Genomic DNA, 18,583 nt, shown 5'->3' on the forward strand with positions numbered 1-18,583 from the left:
AGACAATCGAATCTGGATACCCATGAATCACACATCAAACCAAAAATGAATCCTGAATGTCGATTAGACCTAGAGCGTGTCTGGCCCTATTTTTCTGACGGTTCGTGGTCTTCGGGCGATCTCTTTGCCAGGAACCAGAAAACCGACACCACGGACAGGACGAGCAGCGCGACGGCCACCGGGTACTGGTAGATCCGTGTCAGGTCGCCATTCATGAGCGCCAGGGACTGGGCAATCGATATCTCAAATCGCGGCCCCAGAAAGAAGGCGATGATGAGGATGACGAGGGAATAGCCGAAGCTTGACAGGAGATATCCGATAACCGCGAAGACGAGCATCACGGCCACGCCGAAAAGACCGCTGGCCGCCATGGACACGCCGACGAAGCACAACAGCAGTGCGGAGGCGAAGATCACCGATTCGGGCGCCGATACGACCTTCACCCAGATGCGCAGCCCGATCTGCCCGACCCAAAGATTGACGAAATTGGCCATGATCATGGCACCGAACAGGCCGTAGACCAGCCTGCCCTGCGTTTCGAAAAGCAGGGGGCCGGGCTGCATGCCGTGGATCATGAAGGCGCTGATGATCAGCGCCGCCCCGACACTTCCGGGAATGCCGAGGGTCAGCAGCGGTATCAGATTGGCGCCGACGACGGCCGAATTGGCCGATTCCGTCGCCGCTATGCCCTGAATATTGCCCTTGCCGAAACTCTGCGGCTCCTTCGAGGCGGCCTTCGTGAAGGCATAGGACATGAAGGCGGCGGCGGTCGAGCCGATGCCCGGAAGAGCGCCGAGGATCGTTCCGGTCACCGCGCCGCGCAGCATCACGTAGCGGCACGACCAGTATTCCGCCCATGTCACCTTGCGGTCGAGCGGATCGCCCGTGTCCTTGATCTCGATGGCCGATTTCACCCGGCCGCCAGCCTCCGACAGGCGGCGCAAAATCTCCGAAATGGCAAGCATGCCGATGGCGACCGATGCCAGCGGCAGGCCGTCATAAAGATCCCACATACCGAAGATCAGCCTTGGCGTGTAGTTTTCCGGATCGCTGCCGACAGACGCGAAGAGCAGCCCGAGCGCGGCGGCGATGATGCCCTTGAGCAAGGATTTGCCGACCAGCCCGGCGAGCACCGAAAAGGCGAAGATCATCAGCGCGAGGATTTCCACAGGCCCCATGCGAAGGGCCAGGATGGCAAGCGGCGCCGAGACGGTAATCAGCACGATATCGCTGAACGTGTCGCCGGTGACCGACGAAAACAGCGCCATCTTGGTTGCCTTCAGCGGCTTGCCCTGTCTGGCCAGCGGAAATCCGTCCAGCGCCGTCGCGGCGGCGTCGGGGGTGCCGGGCGTGTTCATCAGCACCGCCGGGACCGCGCCGCCCACAAGACCGCCCTTGTTGACGCCGACGAGAAAGGCGATGGCCACCAGCGGGTCGAGCGCAAAGGTGAAGGGAACGGCAATGGCCATCGCCATGACCGGCCCGATCCCCGGCACCGCGCCGACGAACTGGCCGACAACGACGCCAAGCACCACGAAAAATAGGTTGTTCAGCGAAAAGGCATCGCCCAGACCGGCAAGGATGACGGACAGATCAACCATCGCGCCGGACCCTCACGGCAATGCCCGATCGAGAACGACAATCACGAACACCCAGATGAGCGCCGGCATGCCGACCGCGCCGAAAGCAAGCCAGAGCGGTCTTCGCTCGCCGATCATCAGCATGACGGCCAGAGCAAGGCAGGGCGCGACGTAAATGAAGCCAAACCAGGACATCGCATAGATGGCCAAGGCCAGCACCAGGACATAGGCGCCGGTCACTGCGAAATAGCGCAAATCGGGAAGCCGCTGCGGCGTCGGCCTGACCACGAGCAGGAACCCGCAGGCCGCGATGACAATGGCCACCGCGTTGGGAAGCGTGTCGGGCGCGATATTCCCGCCTTCAGCCTGCTCGACATAGGCAGGGATTACGAGAAAATAGGCCGCGAGACCGAACAGAAGAAAAAACGTGCCCGAAATACGGTCTGCCGACAGGCCCATGCACTCCTCCCTCGATTGCCGGCCCCGGCGCAAAGGCGCCGGGGCCGTGTCGTCATTTCTGGAAGAGTACGCCGACGTTCTTCAGACCGCCAACCATCATTTTCTCGGTTCCTTCGGTGCCGAGATTGAGCGGGCTTCCGTCTGTGGCGTTCTTGACGATCTCGGCCATCTCCGGCGATTTCATCGCATTGTCTATCGCGGCGGCGATCGCCTTGACGGCTTCCGGGGGCGTGCCCTTGGTCATCGCCAGGAAGAAATAGGGATCGACATAGGCGTTGACGCCCGCCTCGCGAAACGTCTCGATATCGGGTGCGTAGCTCAGACGCTCCTCGTTCGCCGCTGCGATGATCTTCATGTCGCCGGATTCAAGATAGGGCAATTGCTCGCCCGAGCCGAAGCCGGCAAGCACCTGGCCGCCGAGGATCAGCTTCATGGTTTCCGCGCCGCCCTTGGTGGAGACCATGTTGAACTTGGCGCCCGTCTCACGGGACGTGACATCCATCAAGAGCTTCTGGGGCGGCGCACCGAAGGCGACGGGCATGTTGCCCTGCTCCTTGGCATAGGCGACCAGTTCCATCAGATTGTCGAACGGCGCGTCCTTGCTGGCGACGAGGGCAAGTTCCGCCTTGGCAATGGTGCCGAGGTAATCGAAGCTGCTCAGATCGAAACCCAGCTCGTCGCCGCGGTTCACCAGATTGACGAGGATCGGCATGTTCACGCCGAGACCGATGACCTTGCCGCGCGGCGGCATTTTCGCGATGCCGGTGAACATGGCGACGCCGCCGCCGCCGGTCTTGTTTTCCGCAATCACGTTCCAGCCGGTCTGGTCCTCGATGACCTTGGCGAGAACCCTGCCCATCGTATCGGTCGAGCCGCCGGCGCCGAAGCCGATCTGCATGGTCAGGGAGCCGTCGGGTTTCCAATCATCCGCGGCAAAGGCGACGGTCGCCACGGACAGGCTGGCGGCCATCAGCGTTGCCGCCGCCATTTTCAGGGCATTCGATATGCGCTTCATTTCGTTACCTCCATCTGTGTTTGTGCCGGCACACCGCCGGAGCGGCCTGCCCTTGCAATCCGGTTCGGTCCGGCTTTTTGCGATGCCGCGGCAATGCGCCCGCACATCGATAGAAACTGTTCGCGTTCTTCGGCAGTAAGCGCAGCGTCCAGGGCGTCGGTCAACTGCTTGACATGCGGGAGCAGGATGCCATGCTTGGACCTTCCGCGTTCGGTCAGCGAGAAAATCTTGGAGCGCCGGTCTCCCGGGGCCGGATCGGACCGGATCAGGTCGCGGGCCTCCATGTCCTTCAGAACCCGGCTAAGCTGCGCCTGCTCCGTGCGGGTGAAGTCCACCAGCTCCGTTTGCGTTGCGTCCGGAACCAGATTGAGGCCGACAAGGACCCGCCAGGCGACCAGCCCGATATCGTCTTCCTGCGAAACGATCTGCGAGACCGCCAGCCGCAAGGTCCGCGACAGCCGAAAGACGGCGACGGCCAGAACACTGACGCCGTTCGGCAGATCTTCCAGATTCATGGCTTTCAAGCGCTGCGTTGCCTGCGCCAACAAGCTCCTCCCTCGGCCCGCATGCCTTTGGCATGTCAATTCTTATGACATATCATACAACCATATGACATATCATGCAATTGCCGGAAAGACGCTACTTGACATTACCGTTTGCAGGCTAAGTTCCGCTGCAATGTCCGCCTCAGCGCCGGGCCTCGATAGCGTCCCACAGGAGTGCCGCGATGTCGGCGCCGCCGAACCTGGCGACCTCGCGGATGCCGGTCGGGGAGGTCACGTTGATTTCGGTCATGACGTCGCCGATGACATCGATGCCGACGAAGAGGAAGCCGCGTTCCTTCAGCGACGGGGCGATACGGGCGCAGATTTCGCGCTCACGCTCGGTCAGGTCGACCGGCTCGGCGCGCCCGCCCACATGCATGTTGGAACGCGCATCCGTCTCGGCCGGCACCCGGTTGATGGCGCCGACGGGCTCGCCATCCACGAGGATGATGCGCTTGTCGCCGGCACGCACCGCCGGCAGGTAGCGCTGGGCGATCAGCGGCTCGCGGTAGAGACTCTCGAACATCTCCAGCAGCGAGGACAGGTTGCGGTCGTCGGCGCGCAGGTGAAAGACGCCGGCGCCGCCATTGCCGTAGAGCGGCTTGATGATGATATCGCCCATGTCGCGGCGGAAGGCCGCGATCTCCTCCGGATCGCTGGTGATCAGCGTTTCGGGCATGAGATCGGGGAATTCGGTGACGAAGATCTTCTCCGGCGAGTTGCGCACCCAGGCCGGATCGTTGACCACCAGCGTTTGCGGATGGACGCGCTCGAGCAGATGGGTCGAGGTGATATAGGACATGTCGAAGGGCGGGTCCTGACGCAGCAGCACGACATCCATTTCCGACAGGTCGGTGCGAACCCCCTCTCCCAGCGTATAGTGATCGCCGGCCGTGTCGCGCAGGACCATCGGCTCCATTTGGGCATAGACGGTGCCGTCGCGCAGCGACAGTTGCGAGGGCGTGTAGTGAAACAGATGGTGGCCGCGGTTCTGCGCCTCCAGACACATGGCGAAGGTGGAATCGCCCTCGATCTGAATGGTCGAGACATGGTCCATCTGGACCGCTACTTTCAGACTTTGCGCCATTCCTGCTTCCTGTCCTGCATTCGGTGACCAACACACATAAAGCCGCCGGCCGCAAATGCAACGGCCATGGCGCATGCGCCGGGGCCGGCGGGGCCTGCCTTTCCTTGCGAATCGCGCTAAATAGAGCAAATGGCAAAGAACGTCGCCGGACCGGAAATCGAAAGACTGATCCAGCTCCTGGCCCGGGTGCCGGGGCTCGGGCCCCGTTCGGCGCGGCGCGCGGCACTGCATCTCATCAAGAAGAAGGAGCAGGTGCTGGGTCCGCTGGCGGAGGCGCTGGCCGCTGCGCGTGACAGCGTGACCGTCTGCTCGACCTGCGGCAATGTCGACACGCGCGATCCCTGCACCATCTGCACCGATCCGCGGCGCGACAATGGAACCATCATCATCGTCGAGGATGTCTCCGATCTTTGGGCGCTGGAGCGGGCGTCGGCCATGAACTGCCTCTACCACGTGCTCGGCGGCACGCTGTCGCCACTCGACGGCATCGGGCCCGACGATCTGAACATCAAGTCGCTGGTGGAGCGGATTTCGGCGGGCGACGGGGCGAAGGAAATCATCATCGCGGTCAACGCCACCGTCGAAGGCCAGACGACCGCCCACTATATCACCGACCAGCTCGACGGGCTGGACGTGACCATCACCCGCCTCGCCCACGGCGTTCCCGTCGGCGGCGAACTGGACTATCTCGACGAGGGCACGCTGACGGCGGCGCTCAGATCACGCACGACGCTTTAGTCGGGGGTGTATGAGCCGGAACGGCGAACCTGAGCGCTTACGGGAGGATCGTCCGCATGTATTGGCCGAAACCGGGCACCAAAAGCGACCCAGTGCTGCGCTGGAACCGCCCTGATCGAATCTTCTTCGGTTACGGGGCCTGTCACGTCCTCGCTGGTGTCTATCTCGACATGCAGCCGCTTTGGGAATTCTACGCCGAGCGAATCGTTCCGAATGAGGGATACTCCGGCAATCACGTCTACGTCACGGACGGAGCAATCGCCTTTGATTTTCACGGATATTCGGGACGTGAACGGTTGCTTGCCCATCACTGGCGCGGCTGGTCAAAGCGCTATCCGGGCTGGAACGCCACGATAAAGAGGGTGGATTTCGATCTCCTGGACACCGCAGCGCTCAACGCAAGGAAAATGCTCGGCCCGGACCAATATCTGCATGATCCACTGCAGCGCGCACGGGGCTTCCTGTCTAGAAAAGACCACAAGCTTGCATCGGAACGGGCCATGCGCACCGTCAGCTTGTCCTAGCGAGATTGCTTCATGCCGCGCCAACTGGAAAAGCCGTAAGTGCGGGCAAGCTGAAGGTGGGTTCAACCCCTTTCGCGGACCGATAGTCGCCCTGACGACTGCCAGGACCTTAGGCAAACGGACCCGATTTACCCTGCAACCGGGATTGAGGTCGCTTCAAGTGCCTGTCAGACACGCACCCGCCGGCGCCACAGGCGCCGGCGGGTGTTCATGCAACGCAGTTGAACGTGCCGATTAGTCGCCCTCGCCTGCGGACGAGGCATTGAGCAGGCCGTAGTGCTTGTCGCCGATCGTGTCGTAGAGGTCGATCTGTGTCTCGAGGAAATCGATATGGCCTTCCTCGTCGGACATCAGCTCCTCGAAGAGGCCCATGGAGACGTAGTCGCCCTCGTCCTTGCACACGTCGCGCGCTTCCTTGTACAGATCCCTCGCCTCGTATTCCGCCTTCAGGTCGGCGTCCAGGATCTCGCGGATGTTCTCGCCGATTTTCAGAGGATTGAGGGTCTGCAGGTTGGGGTGGCCTTCAAGAAAAATGATGCGCACGATCAGCTTGTCCGCATGCTCCATTTCCTCGATCGACTCCTCGCGCCACTTCGCGGCCATCTTGCCGTAGCCCCAGTCGTCCAGCAGGCGATAGTGCAGCCAGAACTGGCTGGAAGCCGTCAGCTCGTGCTTCAGGGCCTGGTTGAGATAGTCAATGACCTTCTTGTTGCCTTTCATCGGAAACTCCTCTTCTTTGACCCTGCGGATGTTCCGCCGCATGGCAATACTCAATTGCAATCTACCGTTCGGTTGCGCGCCTCAGCAAGTGTGCAAAAAACCATTCAACGGATCGTGTCAATTTTCAATGTCCAACGGTGATCCGTTGTTTCCCGGCTCATCGCGAATCTAGATTATAACGATTCTAAATTCCAGTACTGTCGTTGCAAAATACGGGCGCAGCGTGCGTTCGCGATACCCCAATTCCATCATCTGGATGTTTGTAGCGGATCCGCTGTGCCGCGGCTCGTCGCAGCCGGTCATTCACCTTACAATCCCGCCGCCGAATGTTACCGTCCGGACGGCAGTCGTCTTGGCGAACTGTCTGACCGATCGGAGCTATTGTGCGGCGATTCGCGCGATCTCATCGGCATAGTCGCCCAGCGCGCGGCAGCCATTGGGGCTGAGGGCGTAGATGCCGGTATCGACGCGGTCGAACCAGCCATAGTGATTATCCGCCATGAGACGGCGGGCTTTTTCAACCCGGGCGCCCTCGGCCACGTGCGCGGCCTTTGTCGGACCGTTGCGGTCCAGATAAAAAAGACAGCGCAACGCATCCTGGCGATAGGCGGTGACGATCCCGCGCCGTGTCGCGCCGCCGGTATTGGGATCGCCGGCCAGCCGGGCGAATTCGCGCAGCAGGCGCGCCTTCTTCCGCGGCGCCTTGCGCGGCTTGTAGGGCGCCGGGTCGAGCAGGATTTCGGCCATCCCGTCCTTCAGGCGCACGACGATGATACCCAGCCCGAGACGGCGACACAGCTTCATATTCTTGCGCAAGGACACGGCGAAGGCCCGGCCGCTTCCGCGCGGCACTGCGACATAGACCGCGTCGCTCATGCCCTGCCGGTCGATCGCCTGATGCAGCAGGGCGAGCGAAAATCCCGTCTTCATCTCGACAATGACGGGATCCTCTTCGCCGCGCACCGCGACGATGTCGGCCGCACCGACTTCGCCCTTGACCGTATAGCCCTGGTCCTCGAGCAGGGTTTTGACCGGGACATAGAGATCGGTTTCGCGTGGTTTTGATTCGGCCATGCCGCAAAGATAGGGTCGTTTTATAAACAAAACGGTAGCGAACGGGGCCGTGTCGTGTCGGTGTCGGGGCGACGGCGTGGCCTTCATGTATGATTGCCGTTGAATGGCTGTGCAACCCATGGAGAATTGCGATGTTCATTCGGAAGTTGCGAATCGAAAGAGGCTGGCCGCAGGAAACTCTGGCGGAGCTGAGCGGGCTGAGCGTGCGCACCATACAGCGCATCGAGCGCGGCCGGCCGGCCAGCCTGGAAACACTCGGCGCACTGGCCGCGGTCTTCGAAACGGACATCGCCACGCTGACCCGGGAGATGGAAATGTACAGCAAAGCGGATATGACGGAAGTGGAGCGCGAAGCCCTTGAATATGTACGCGACATAAAGGGTTTCTACAGCCATCTGGCGGTTTATGTCGTCGCCGTGATCATGATGGCCGTGGCCAATCTCTTTATCCACCCGAATTATCCGTGGTTTCTCTGGCCGGCGCTTGGTTGGGGTCTCGGGGTCCTTTCACACGGGGTTTCCGTTTTCGAAGTTTTTTCCCTTTTTGGCGTTGAGTGGGAAAAAAGACAGGTCGAGAAACGGCTACAGCGCAATCGGACATAACTTTGCCGGCCAAATTTCGCCGGCGTTGGCGCGTCAAATCATTAGACAAGCCATGACGGTGACAATAGTGTCCGCGCATGACCAATCCCATAGAGCTCGACAGCGCCTATTCGTGGCGACGGCTGGCCGTGACGCTGGTAATCGCGGCAACAGCCAATGTCGGCATGTGGGCGATCGTCGTGATCATGCCGGCGGTCCAGCAGACATTCGGCATCGACCGCGCCGACACGTCCCTGCCCTATTCGGTATCGATGATCGGTTTCGCGATCGGCAGCGTTTTCATCGGCCGGATGGTGGATCGCATCGGGATCTTCGGGGCGCTCAACGGGGCGGCGCTCTGCATGGCGGCGGGCTACCTGCTGGCGGCGCAGAGCGGATCGGTCTATACGCTGTCAGCCTACCAACTGCTGATCGGCTTCGGCACCGCCGTCGGTTTCGGGCCGCTGATCGCCGACATCTCTCACTGGTTCCTGCGCCGTCGGGGCATTGCGGTCGCCATCGTTGCCAGCGGCAATTACCTTTCCGGAGCCATCTGGCCGACCCTTCTCAGTCCGGTGCTCAGCGGCTCGGGCTGGCAGGCGGTCTATGTGATTCTCGCCATATGCATGGTCGTGATCCTTGTACCGCTATCCTTTCTGTTGCGCCGCCGCATTCCGTTCGAGGCGACGCAAAGGGCCGACAGCCTCGCGGCGGCCAATGCCCGGTCCGTGGCGTTTTCTCCGCGTGCCCTGCAGTTTTTGTTGGTCTTCGCCGGGCTGGGCTGCTGCGTCGCCATGGCGATGCCGCAGGTGCATCTCGTTTCGCTGTGCGTCGATCTCGGCTACGGCCCCGTCGCAGGCGCGGAGATGCTGTCGCTCATGCTGATGGGCGGAGTGGCCTCGCGCATCGTCTTCGGAATCATTGCCGACCGGCTGGGCGGCGTGCTCACGCTGTTGATCGGCTCGACATTGCAATGTATCGCGCTGTTCTTCTATCTGCCCTTTGACGGGCTCGTCTCGCTTTACATCGTCAGTCTGGTTTTCGGCCTGTCGCAGGGCGGCATCGTTCCGAGCTACGCGCTGATCGTGCGGGAATATCTGCCGGCGCGCGAGGCGGGAACACGGGTCGGCACCGTTCTGATGGCAACGATCATCGGCATGGCACTCGGCGGCTGGATGTCCGGCTGGATCTACGATCAGACCGGGTCCTACCAGATGGCCTTCATCAACGGCATTTTGTGGAATGTCATGAACATCGCCATCATGGCGATGATCTTCCTCAAGTCGCACAGCCGCACCCAGCCCGCATGACAGCCTTTGAAAGCGGCCAGGCGCTGATTATGTATAGCCGATGAGCACGATCGCCCCCGCCGATGTCGAACAGGACCTTGCCCTGGCGGAGCAAGCCGGCCTGAGGCTGATGTTGAAGACGCGCACGGTCGTCCTGGCCCTGATGATCGTCATCGGCCTGTTCAACGCGAACTATCCCACCAATGTCATCAGTGCCGGCGTTCTGACGCTTTTCCTTTTCAGCGGCGTTCTGCAACATCAGATGGTGGGAACGGGCTTCGAACGCTGGTGGCATCGATACGCGTTCTTTTCCGTCGATATCGTCGCCATCGCTTTCATGTTCACATTCATGCCCCTCAGCCTCGGGACGAGTGAAATTCCGCAGATTTTCGTCTTTCGGGCCATTGGTGTGGAATACGCCTTCGCTCTGGTGGCGCTTTCCGCACTGTCCCTGACGCCAAGGCTGGTCCTGTGGGTCGGCGCATTGATCACGGTGCTGATGTGGACGACCCACTGGTGGATCGTCAGCGGCATGGAACGAACGCTTGACTGGGACGACCTGCCGGTGGGGCCGAGCCGGGAGCAATTTCTCGATCTGTTCCTCAACCCGGATTTCATCGGCACGGGCTCGCGGTTCGTCGAAACATTCTTCATCCTGTCCTGTACCGCCGTGATCGCCCTCGTCGTCTACCGGGCCAGGGGCGTGGTGCGGGCGCGCGCGACGGCGGACCGGCAACGGCGCCGGGCACTGGAGGTTTTCGGTCAGTATGTGCCGCCGCAGATTGCGCAACGTCTTCTGGAAAGCGAAACCTCGCTGCTTCCCGAAAGCCGCACCGCAACCGTGCTTTTCGCCGATATTGAAGGCTTCACAAGAATGTCGGAGAACAAGCCGCCCGAAGGCGTGATCGCGCTTCTCAACACCTATTTCGACGCGGTTACAGACATCGTTTCGGACGAGGGCGGCGTGGTGATCAGCTTTGTCGGAGACGCGGTCGTCGCCGCGTTCAACGCGCCGCTTCCGGTAGAAGAACACGCCCGGCAGGCCGTCAGGGCCGCGCGTGCGCTGCTGGACATTTGTGCCTCGCGAACCTTCGAAGGGGAGACCATCCGCATTCGCATAGGCGTGGCCACGGGACCGGTGGCGGCCGGCTGCGTCGGCGGCGGCCAGCGTCAGGCCTATACGGTCTACGGCGATACGGTGAACCTTGCCCAGCGCCTGGAGGCACTCAACAAGCAGCACGGAACCAGGGCCATGTTCCTGCAGGCGACAGCCGAGGCCGCCGGCGGCGAATTCGCATTTCGCGATATCGCCACGACACCGGTGCGCGGGCGCAGCGAGCCGGTCAATGTGCTGACCTTCGCCGATACCGCCTCCTGACCGGCGGTCCTATTCTTCCGCCGCTTTCGCCGTCAGGTTCTTCAGCGCACCGGTCATGAGCGCAATGCTCGGGTGGTCGGGCGCGAGCCCCAACTGCTTCGCGACGGCTGCGGGCGCACGGTAAATCAGCACTGTTCCGTCCGGTGTTTCGACCGCGACCACGCGGATCGGCAGGTCCAGCCCGGCGGCGGGCGCATCGCGGATCACCGGCGTGCCGAGCCGCGGATTTCCGAAGATCAGCAACTCATTGTCCGGAATGTCCATGCCGACCGTGCGGCCGCCCCTCTGGTGATCGATCCGCACGAAAACGGTCGCCCCGGCGGCTTCCACAGCCTGTTCCAGGCGGTCCATCGTCTGCGCAACGGAATGCGGGCTCGGCACTTCGACAAGCGTTTCGTCGGCAAGAGCGGAGCCGCAGAACAAGCCGGCAAAGGCAAGTGCGACCAGGCTGAGAATATAGGATCTCGTGGGCAATTCAGCCTCCTGCGAGTTGATATTCGGAGCAATTTCGCCATTGCGGCAATCGATTGTGGCCGAACTCTGATGCGCGCGGTAACATTTCGCTTACTCCCGACGAAACGGCCGATCTGCCATGCAAAATACCTGTCCCGATACCGTTCCGCGCCGACTCGCCGAAACCCTCTCGGGTATCGACGGCACGTGGATTACGGCGGCCGGTCCTGCGAAAGCGCCACGGCACAAGGGCGCCTATCTGCTGCTGCTTCGCCTGGCAGTGGCTGCGCAAATCGATCTTCGTGGCACCGCCCACGCATTGCCGCCCGGCTGGTATGTCTATGCCGGCAGCGCTCGGGGCGGCGGCGGTATCGGCGCGCGAACTGCCCGTCATTTGCGGAAACAAAAAACCATCCGATGGCATATCGACCAGTTGACGACGCGGGCCGTCGAGATGTCGGCATTGGCGGTCCCGGATGGTAAGGAATGCGCGCTCGTCGCGCACCTCCTCAAGACCGGCCACTTTGCAATGCCCGTCAGAGGTTTCGGCAGCAGCGACTGCCGCCAATGTACCGCGCATCTGCTGGCGGCGGTCGATCCGGACCCGGATCTGCTCTACTCGCCCCGCGCCTGAGCGGTGCGGAAGGGATGCGCCTTGTAGGCACCCAGAATGCGCACCTTTGTGGAGAAAAAGCGAAGCTCCTCGAGCGCCAGTGCGACGCCCTTGTCGTCCGGATGGCCCTCGATATCGGCGTAGAACTGCGTCGCCGTGAACTTGCCTTCGAGCTGGTAGCTTTCCAGCTTCGTCATATTGACGCCGTTGGTGGCAAAGCCGCCCATCGCCTTGTAGAGCGCGGCCGGCAGGTTGCGCACATTGAAGACGAAGGTGGTGACGATGAGGTCGTCCGGATCGTCGCGCTGCGCCCAGTGATCGCCGGGCGAGAGCACGACGAAGCGCGTTACATTCGTGTCGCTGTCCTCGACATCCTCCTGCAGGATTTGCAGGCCGTAAAGCTCGGCCGCCAGGCGCGGCGCAAAGGCGGCCATCGACGGATCCCCTGTTTCCGCGATCAGCCTTGCGGCGCCGGCCGTGTCGCCCGCCACCACGGGTCGCCAGCCATTCTCGCGCACGATGTTGCGGCACTGGCCGAGCGCATGGATGTGGCTGTGCACGGTGTCGATGCCCTCGCGGGTCGCACCGGGCACGACCATCAGCTGGAAATGGATCGGCATGAAATATTCGCCGACAATATGCAGGTTGGATTCTGGCAGCAGGTAATGGATGTCCGCGACACGGCCGGCGATCGTGTTCTCGATGGGGATCATCGCCAATTCCGCATCGCCGCTGGTGACCGCATTGAAGGCATCCTCGAAGGTGCGGCAGGGGATCGGCTCCATGTCCGGAAACATGTCACGGCAGGCCATGTCGGAATTGGCGCCGATTTCGCCCTGGAAGGCGATTTTCTTCTTCATTTCAGCCATTTGCTAATCCGTTAATGAATGGAATGGGGCGATGTCAGCGGCTCAGCAACTGCCTTGCCCGCTCCAGGTCGGCGGGAGTATCGACACCGAGGGGAACCGAGTCAACGACAGCAACATCGATGCGCATGCCGGCCTCCAGCGCCCGCAACTGTTCCAGCTTCTCGCGTTTTTCAAGCGCTGAGGGCGGCAGCGCGACAAAGCGAGACAAAGCGTCGCGGCGATAGGCATAGAGTCCGATATGGTGATAGAGCGGCCCGTCCCCGAAAGGCGCCGCCGCCCGGGTGAAATAAAGCGCCCTGAGGAGGTTTTCCGAAATCGGCGAGCCGACGGCCTTGGTCACGTTGGGATTGGTCTTTTCTTCCTCGTCCGTGATGACCACGGCCAGCGTTCCGATATCGGCCTGCGGATTCTCCAGCGCGGCGAGCGATGCCTGGATGACATGCGGCTCTATCGTCGGCAGATCGCCCTGGATATTGACGACAACATCAAATTTCTTTTCAGGATCAACAGCTTGCAGCGCCTCATATATCCTGTCGGAGCCGGAGGGGTGATCCGATCGGGTCATTGCGGCGTCAAAGCCCGCCGCGCGCACCGCCGCCTCGACTTCCGGGCTGTCGGTGGCGACGATCACCGGCCCGATACCGGCCTCGCGGGCGCGGCGCGCGACGTGCACGATCATCGGTTCGCCGGCGATATCCGCCATCACTTTTCCGGGCAGCCGGCTGGAGCCCATACGCGCCGGGATAAGGACCAGATTTGATTGGGACGCCATGAATGATTCCAAAAGTGAGCCCTTGAGATCAATGACTTATTGGACTCGTTATAAACAGTGTTGCAACGGCCAAGCAAAAGACATAGGTTCCGCGCGAAATCAAGACTGTGCCGGTTTCGGGGATGAGCCGGTTGGACAAGGAGCCCGTGCGAATGAACTCCTCATTCTTCAACGCCGCGGCCGGCGCATTTCTCGCTGTCGCATTCGTTGTAATGACCGTTTCCATCGCATCCGACGCGATCTTCCATTCCGGCGAGCCGGAAGCGGAAGGCTACGCGCTGGAGGTCCGCGAGGGCACAGCGGCGACCGCGGCGGCGGCCGAGGAGGAAGCGCTTGAGCCGATTTCACCCCTGCTTGCCAGCGCCAGCATCGAAGGCGGCCAGAAGGCCTTCCGCAAATGCGCGGCATGCCACACCGTCGAGAACGGCGGCGCCAACCGCGTCGGCCCGAACCTGTGGGACGTTGTCGACCGCCCGGTCGCGGCAGCCGCCGGCTTCGGTTACTCGACCGCGATGCAGGACTATTCCGAGGGCGGCGAGAAGAAGTGGGAATATGAGAACCTCAATGCCTTCCTGGAAGCGCCGCGCCGCTATATGCGGGGCACGGCGATGGGTTTCGCAGGCGTCAAGAAGGCGGACGAGCGCGCCGACCTGATCGCCTATATGCGTTCTCTGAGCGATTCGCCGGCACCGCTGCCGTCCGAAGCGGACATGGCGCCAGCCGCTGAAGCGACGGAACCGGCCACCGAGGAAGCCGCCGTTTCGGACACGGCTCCGGCGAGCGAGGATGCCGCCGCATCCGATGCGGAAAAACCCGCAATGACCGATGATGCCTCGACCGGCGATGCCGAAACACCGGCCGCGACCGAGGAATCCTCGGCCGGCGAAGAAGACAAGCCGGAAGGCACGGCGACCGAGTAGTCTCACACAAAAGTGTACCGAAAGGCCGGGCTCAGCCCGGCTTTTTTGTTGCTATCGGCGGCAAGCGGTCAATCATGCCTGTTCTTTGTCACAATTTGCCCTATTGTCTGACGCGGGCGACGCATTGAACACCGTCCGCCCTTCCGGCAAAATCGCATGATGTGGTCGGACAATCAGGAGACTGTTTTGACGGTTCATTTGCTGTTCAAACGCAAAGCGCCCGCCGCGGCATTCGCCGCACTACTGTTGACCGGACTATTCACGACAATCGATTCGAGCCCTGCAAACGCCGACGACAAGGTCTGGCGTCACAGCTCGTCATTGATTGGCGAACCGAAATATCCGCCAGGTTTCGAGCGGTTCGACTACGTCAATCCGGACGCGCCGAAGGGCGGGCGTATCAATGTTTCGGGAAGCGGAACCTTCGACACGCTGAACCCGATCCTCGCCAAGGGTGAACTGGCGGAAGGCATGGGCCTTGTCTATGAGAGGCTGATGTCCTCGTCCGAGGACGAGATATCGACGGAGTACGGGCTGATCGCGGAAGCCGTGAGCTTTCCGGACGACTATTCCTATGTCAGCTACAGGCTGCGGCCGGAGGCGCGCTGGCACGATGGCGAGCCGATCACGGTCGAGGACGTGATCTGGAGCTTCGAAAAGGCCGTCGAGCTCGATCCGCAGCGCCAGTTCTATTACCAGCACGTGACCGGCGCGGAAAAGACCGGCGAGAACGAAGTCACCTTTACATTCGACGAGAAGAACAACCGCGAGCTGCCGCAGATCATCGGCCAGCTTCTGGTTCTTCCCAAACACTGGTGGGAAGGCACGGATGCCGAAGGCAGACAACGGTCCATAGAGGCGACCACGCTCGAGCCGCCGCTGGGATCGGGTCCTTACCGAATCGCCCGGGTTTCGCCCGGCTCGACGCTGCTCTTTGAACGTGTCGATGACTATTGGGCCAAAGACCTTCCGGTCAATGTCGGCAGCTTCAATTTCGACGAAATCAACTACACCTATTTCGCCGACCGCAATGTCGAGTTCGAAGCCTTCAAGGCCGGCGAACTCGACTTCTGGGTGGAGAACGCCGCCAAGCGCTGGGCGAACGAGTACAATTTCCCGGCCGCGCGGGAGGGACGCATCGTGCGCGAGGAACTGGAGAACCCGTACCGGTCGCAAGGCGTCATGGTCGGTTTCATCCCCAATCTGCGACGCGACAAGTTCAAGGACCCCCAGGTGCGCAAGGCGCTCAACCTCGCCTTCGATTTCGAGGATCTGAACCGGACGATCTTCTTCAACCAGTACCAGCGCATCGACAGTTTCTTTTACGGCACGGAACTCGCCGGCAGCGGAAAGCCGGAGGGCCGGGTCCTGGAAATCCTTGAATCCGTTCGCGGCAAGGTGCCTGACGAGGTGTTCATGGGCGGTTACACCAACCCGGTCGGCGGCGATCCGCAAAAACAGCGCGCCAATCTGCGCGAAGCGGTCAAGCTGTTCAGACAGGCCGGATATGAAATCCGCGGCGGCAATATGGTCAATGCCGAGACGGGCGAACCATTCACCTTCGAAATCCTGCTCAACGGACCGATCATCGAACGCGTCGCGCTTCCCTATGTGGAAAATCTCAAGAAGATCGGCATCGATGCGACGGTCCGCTCGGTCGATGCGGCGCAATATGCCAACCGCGAACGCAGCCGGGATTTCGACATCATCTACAATGCGTGGGGGCAGTCGCTGTCGCCGGGCAATGAACAGTTCGAATATTGGGGATCGGCCGCGGCCGACCGGGACGGCTCGGCAAACTATGCAGGCATAGCGGATGAGGGCATCGACGAACTCATCAGAAAAGTGGTTTTCGCGCCGGACCGCGAAGAGCTGATCGCGGCGACACAGGCGCTCGACCGCGTGCTGCTCGCCCATCAGTACATCATTCCGAGCTACACAAGCCGGGTGGCGCGGATCGCCTATTCCGACCGGCTGGCGCATCCCGATCCGCTGCCGACCTACGGGATCGGATTCCCGACGATCTGGTGGTCGAAAGACGCGGCAGAATAGGCCATGACCCGCATGGCCGACCGAACGAGACCGCCCCTCACCCGCCGCCGCTTCCTCGCGGGCTCAAGCGCCGCCGCAGCAGGCCTGATGATCCCGGCCCGGCTGGCATTCGCCAACAATCCGGCCGGCGAGAAGCTGCACGGGATCTCGGCTTTCGGCGAGCTGGGCTATCCGCCGGATTTCCGGCACTTCGACTACGTCAATCCGAACGCCCCGAAAGGCGGCATGTTTTCCTTCCTGCCGCCCAACTGGTACTACAACCAGAATTACCAGACCTTCAACACGCTCAACACGTTCATCCTGCGGGGCGATGCGCCGCCGCGCATGGAGCTGTGCTTCGATGAGCTGATGGTCCGGGCGATCGACGAGCCGGACGCGCTTTACTGCCACCTGGCGGAATGGGTGGAGTGTTCGGAAGACCGCAATATCTGGCGCTTCGGCATCCGCCCGCAGGCACGGTTCCACGACGGCACACCGGTGACATCGCGGGACGTCGTCTTCAGCTTCCTGACGCTTAAGGAGGAAGGCCATCCCAACATCTCGACGACCCTGCGGGATCTGACCGAAGCCGTCGCCCTTGACGCACATACGGTCGAGATCCGCTTTTCCGGCGATCAGTCGGCGCAGTCGATCCTGTCGGCGGCAAATATTCCGGTGCTTTCCGCTGCCTATTACGAAACCCATGAGTTCGACAACGGTTCGCTCGACGTGCCGCTGTCGTCGGGACCCTACCGGCCGGGACGTTTCGAACCGGGCAAATTCATTGATTTTGTTCGGGTTGAGGACTACTGGGCACGCGATCTGCCGACGGCGCGCGGCCTCGACAATTTCGATGCGCTGAGGCTGGAGTTCTTCGCCGAACGGCAGGCCGGCTTCGAAGCGTTCAAGAAAGGCGACATTGTCTATCGCGAGGAATTCACCTCGAAGACCTGGGCGCTGGAGTACAATTTTCCGGCCATCAATGACGGCCGCGTCATCAAGACAACGTTCCCGGCCGAAAAACGACCTATCATGCAGGCATGGGCGGTGAACCAGCGCCGCGCGAAATTCGACGATATCCGGGTCCGCGAGGCGATCAATCTGTGTTTCGACTTCGAATGGACCAACGACAAGATCTTCTACGGCGCCTATGCGCGCTCGCAGTCGCTGTTCCAGCGCTCCGAATTCGTTGCCACGGGCATGCCCGGTGAGGCGGAACTGGCGCTGCTCGAACCGGTGCGCGATCTGGTGCCGGCGGCAGCTTTCGGCGAGGCCGTGATGCAACCCGTGTCGGACGGTTCCGGACGCGACCGGCAATTGCTCCGGCGGGCCGTGAAACTGCTGAACGACGCAGGATGGGGCCGTCAGGGTACGGTTCTTAAGAAGAACGGAGAAACACTCAGCGTCGAAGTGATGATCCGGTCGCCGGTCTTCGAGCGGCTGCTTTCGGGTTTTGTCGAGAACATGCGGCGCATCGGTATCGACGCCTCGATCCGGCTGGTCGATCCCGCGCAGTTCCAGTTACGGCTCGACGAGTTCGATTTCGACATGGTCGGTTATGCCGTGTCGTTTGAAGCGACGCCGACCGCCGAGAATCTGAGGACGATATTTGCACCGCAGACCGCCAACCGGCCAGGCTCGATGAACCTTCCGGGCGTCGACGCGCCGGTCTACGAGCAGTTGCTCGATTACGTGGAAGCAGCCGATAACAGGGCGGACCTGACAACCGCGATGCGGGTTCTGGACCGCGTCAATCGGGCGCGCCTCGACTGGATACCCAACTGGTATTCGGCCGATCACAGGGTTGCCTATTGGGACATGTTCGGCTTCAAGGAACCGAAGCCCGATTACGAATGGCCTGTGGAACGTCTGTGGTGGCTTGACCGGGAAAAGGCAATTAAGATTGGCAAGGCCTGAGACCAACAACAATAAGAA

19 protein-coding genes are annotated in these 18,583 nt (G+C 61.6%); 9 read left to right on the plus strand and 10 right to left on the minus strand.

Annotation, left to right across the window (positions count from 1 at the left end; all coding sequences use genetic code 11):
• Positions 1-86 precede the first annotated feature (86 nt).
• The 5 genes from OOZ53_RS21285 to gshB all read right to left on the minus strand — a co-directional run bounded on the left by OOZ53_RS21285 (position 87) and on the right by gshB (position 4,686).
• On the minus strand, positions 87-1,601 hold the full coding sequence (locus OOZ53_RS21285) for a tripartite tricarboxylate transporter permease (protein WP_271091753.1): 1,515 nt from the start codon (positions 1,599-1,601) through the stop codon (positions 87-89).
• 12 nt (positions 1,602-1,613) lie between these two features.
• Positions 1,614-2,039 carry a tripartite tricarboxylate transporter TctB family protein gene (locus tag OOZ53_RS21290; protein WP_271091755.1) on the minus strand — a complete coding sequence of 142 codons (426 nt, stop codon included), beginning with the start codon at positions 2,037-2,039 and terminating at the stop codon, positions 1,614-1,616.
• Between the two features lie 52 nt (positions 2,040-2,091).
• Positions 2,092-3,054, minus strand: a complete 963-nt coding sequence (locus tag OOZ53_RS21295; RefSeq protein ID WP_271091756.1) for a tripartite tricarboxylate transporter substrate binding protein — start codon at positions 3,052-3,054, stop codon at positions 2,092-2,094.
• The gene (locus tag OOZ53_RS21300) at positions 3,051-3,599 is read right to left on the minus strand and encodes a MarR family winged helix-turn-helix transcriptional regulator (protein ID WP_271091757.1); all 549 of its coding nucleotides are present in this window, start codon (positions 3,597-3,599) and stop codon (positions 3,051-3,053) included. The genes OOZ53_RS21295 and OOZ53_RS21300 overlap by 4 nt, the downstream gene beginning before the upstream one ends.
• A gap of 142 nt (positions 3,600-3,741) precedes the next feature.
• Entirely contained in the window at positions 3,742-4,686 is a 945-nt protein-coding gene (gene gshB, locus OOZ53_RS21305; protein ID WP_271091758.1) for a glutathione synthase, read from the minus strand.
• Between the two features lie 129 nt (positions 4,687-4,815).
• On the opposite strand from gshB, the gene recR reads away from it, so the two are divergent.
• Together recR and OOZ53_RS21315 are read left to right on the plus strand one after the other, a co-directional pair.
• On the plus strand, positions 4,816-5,424 hold the full coding sequence (recR, locus tag OOZ53_RS21310) for a recombination mediator RecR (RefSeq protein WP_271091759.1): 609 nt from the start codon (positions 4,816-4,818) through the stop codon (positions 5,422-5,424).
• 56 nt (positions 5,425-5,480) lie between these two features.
• Positions 5,481-5,948, plus strand: coding sequence for a hypothetical protein (locus OOZ53_RS21315; protein ID WP_271091760.1), 468 nt, complete (start codon positions 5,481-5,483; stop codon positions 5,946-5,948).
• Positions 5,949-6,182: 234 nt separating this feature from the next.
• On the opposite strand, the gene bfr is transcribed toward OOZ53_RS21315, so the two are convergent.
• Positions 6,183-6,668, minus strand: coding sequence for a bacterioferritin (bfr, locus tag OOZ53_RS21320; RefSeq protein ID WP_271091761.1), 486 nt, complete (start codon positions 6,666-6,668; stop codon positions 6,183-6,185).
• A gap of 378 nt (positions 6,669-7,046) precedes the next feature.
• Positions 7,047-7,742, minus strand: coding sequence for a DUF2161 domain-containing phosphodiesterase (locus OOZ53_RS21325; RefSeq protein WP_271091762.1), 696 nt, complete (start codon positions 7,740-7,742; stop codon positions 7,047-7,049).
• A gap of 131 nt (positions 7,743-7,873) precedes the next feature.
• Here OOZ53_RS21325 and OOZ53_RS21330 point away from each other — a divergent pair, with 131 nt between their 5' ends.
• The 3 genes from OOZ53_RS21330 to OOZ53_RS21340 all read left to right on the plus strand — a co-directional run bounded on the left by OOZ53_RS21330 (position 7,874) and on the right by OOZ53_RS21340 (position 10,990).
• Positions 7,874-8,344 carry a 2TM domain-containing protein gene (locus OOZ53_RS21330; RefSeq protein WP_271091763.1) on the plus strand — a complete coding sequence of 157 codons (471 nt, stop codon included), beginning with the start codon at positions 7,874-7,876 and terminating at the stop codon, positions 8,342-8,344.
• 77 nt (positions 8,345-8,421) lie between these two features.
• Positions 8,422-9,633: an MFS transporter gene (locus tag OOZ53_RS21335; protein ID WP_271091764.1), complete on the plus strand. Its 1,212-nt coding sequence runs from the start codon at positions 8,422-8,424 to the stop codon at positions 9,631-9,633.
• A 40-nt stretch (positions 9,634-9,673) separates the two neighbouring features.
• Positions 9,674-10,990 (plus strand): adenylate/guanylate cyclase domain-containing protein, encoded by a 1,317-nt coding sequence (locus OOZ53_RS21340; protein ID WP_271091765.1) that lies wholly within the window; start codon positions 9,674-9,676, stop codon positions 10,988-10,990.
• A gap of 9 nt (positions 10,991-10,999) precedes the next feature.
• Here the strand turns inward: OOZ53_RS21340 and OOZ53_RS21345 are convergent, their stop codons facing one another.
• Positions 11,000-11,464 (minus strand): DUF302 domain-containing protein, encoded by a 465-nt coding sequence (locus OOZ53_RS21345; RefSeq protein WP_271091766.1) that lies wholly within the window; start codon positions 11,462-11,464, stop codon positions 11,000-11,002.
• Positions 11,465-11,582: 118 nt separating this feature from the next.
• Here OOZ53_RS21345 and OOZ53_RS21350 point away from each other — a divergent pair, with 118 nt between their 5' ends.
• Entirely contained in the window at positions 11,583-12,077 is a 495-nt protein-coding gene (locus tag OOZ53_RS21350) for a DUF123 domain-containing protein (protein WP_271091767.1), read from the plus strand.
• Here OOZ53_RS21350 and OOZ53_RS21355 read toward each other — a convergent pair.
• The gene (locus OOZ53_RS21355) at positions 12,059-12,925 is read right to left on the minus strand and encodes a prephenate dehydratase (protein WP_271091768.1); all 867 of its coding nucleotides are present in this window, start codon (positions 12,923-12,925) and stop codon (positions 12,059-12,061) included. The genes OOZ53_RS21350 and OOZ53_RS21355 overlap by 19 nt on opposite strands.
• A 34-nt stretch (positions 12,926-12,959) precedes the next feature.
• A complete protein-coding gene (locus OOZ53_RS21360; RefSeq protein ID WP_271091769.1) occupies positions 12,960-13,697 on the minus strand; it encodes a 3-deoxy-manno-octulosonate cytidylyltransferase in 738 nt (245 codons plus the stop codon).
• A 152-nt stretch (positions 13,698-13,849) separates the two neighbouring features.
• On the opposite strand from OOZ53_RS21360, the gene OOZ53_RS21365 reads away from it, so the two are divergent.
• The 3 genes from OOZ53_RS21365 (at position 13,850) to OOZ53_RS21375 (ending at position 18,565) form a co-directional block, all read left to right on the plus strand.
• The gene (locus tag OOZ53_RS21365) at positions 13,850-14,617 is read left to right on the plus strand and encodes a c-type cytochrome (RefSeq protein ID WP_271091770.1); all 768 of its coding nucleotides are present in this window, start codon (positions 13,850-13,852) and stop codon (positions 14,615-14,617) included.
• 159 nt (positions 14,618-14,776) lie between these two features.
• Positions 14,777-16,669 (plus strand): extracellular solute-binding protein, encoded by a 1,893-nt coding sequence (locus OOZ53_RS21370; RefSeq protein ID WP_271091851.1) that lies wholly within the window; start codon positions 14,777-14,779, stop codon positions 16,667-16,669.
• 12 nt (positions 16,670-16,681) lie between these two features.
• On the plus strand, positions 16,682-18,565 hold the full coding sequence (locus OOZ53_RS21375) for an extracellular solute-binding protein (RefSeq protein WP_271091771.1): 1,884 nt from the start codon (positions 16,682-16,684) through the stop codon (positions 18,563-18,565).
• The last annotated feature ends 18 nt before the right edge of the window (positions 18,566-18,583 follow it).

Origin of the sequence: Allohoeflea poritis, from assembly GCF_027889715.1 — a bacterium.
Taxonomy (GTDB): domain Bacteria; phylum Pseudomonadota; class Alphaproteobacteria; order Rhizobiales; family Rhizobiaceae; genus Hoeflea_A; species Hoeflea_A poritis.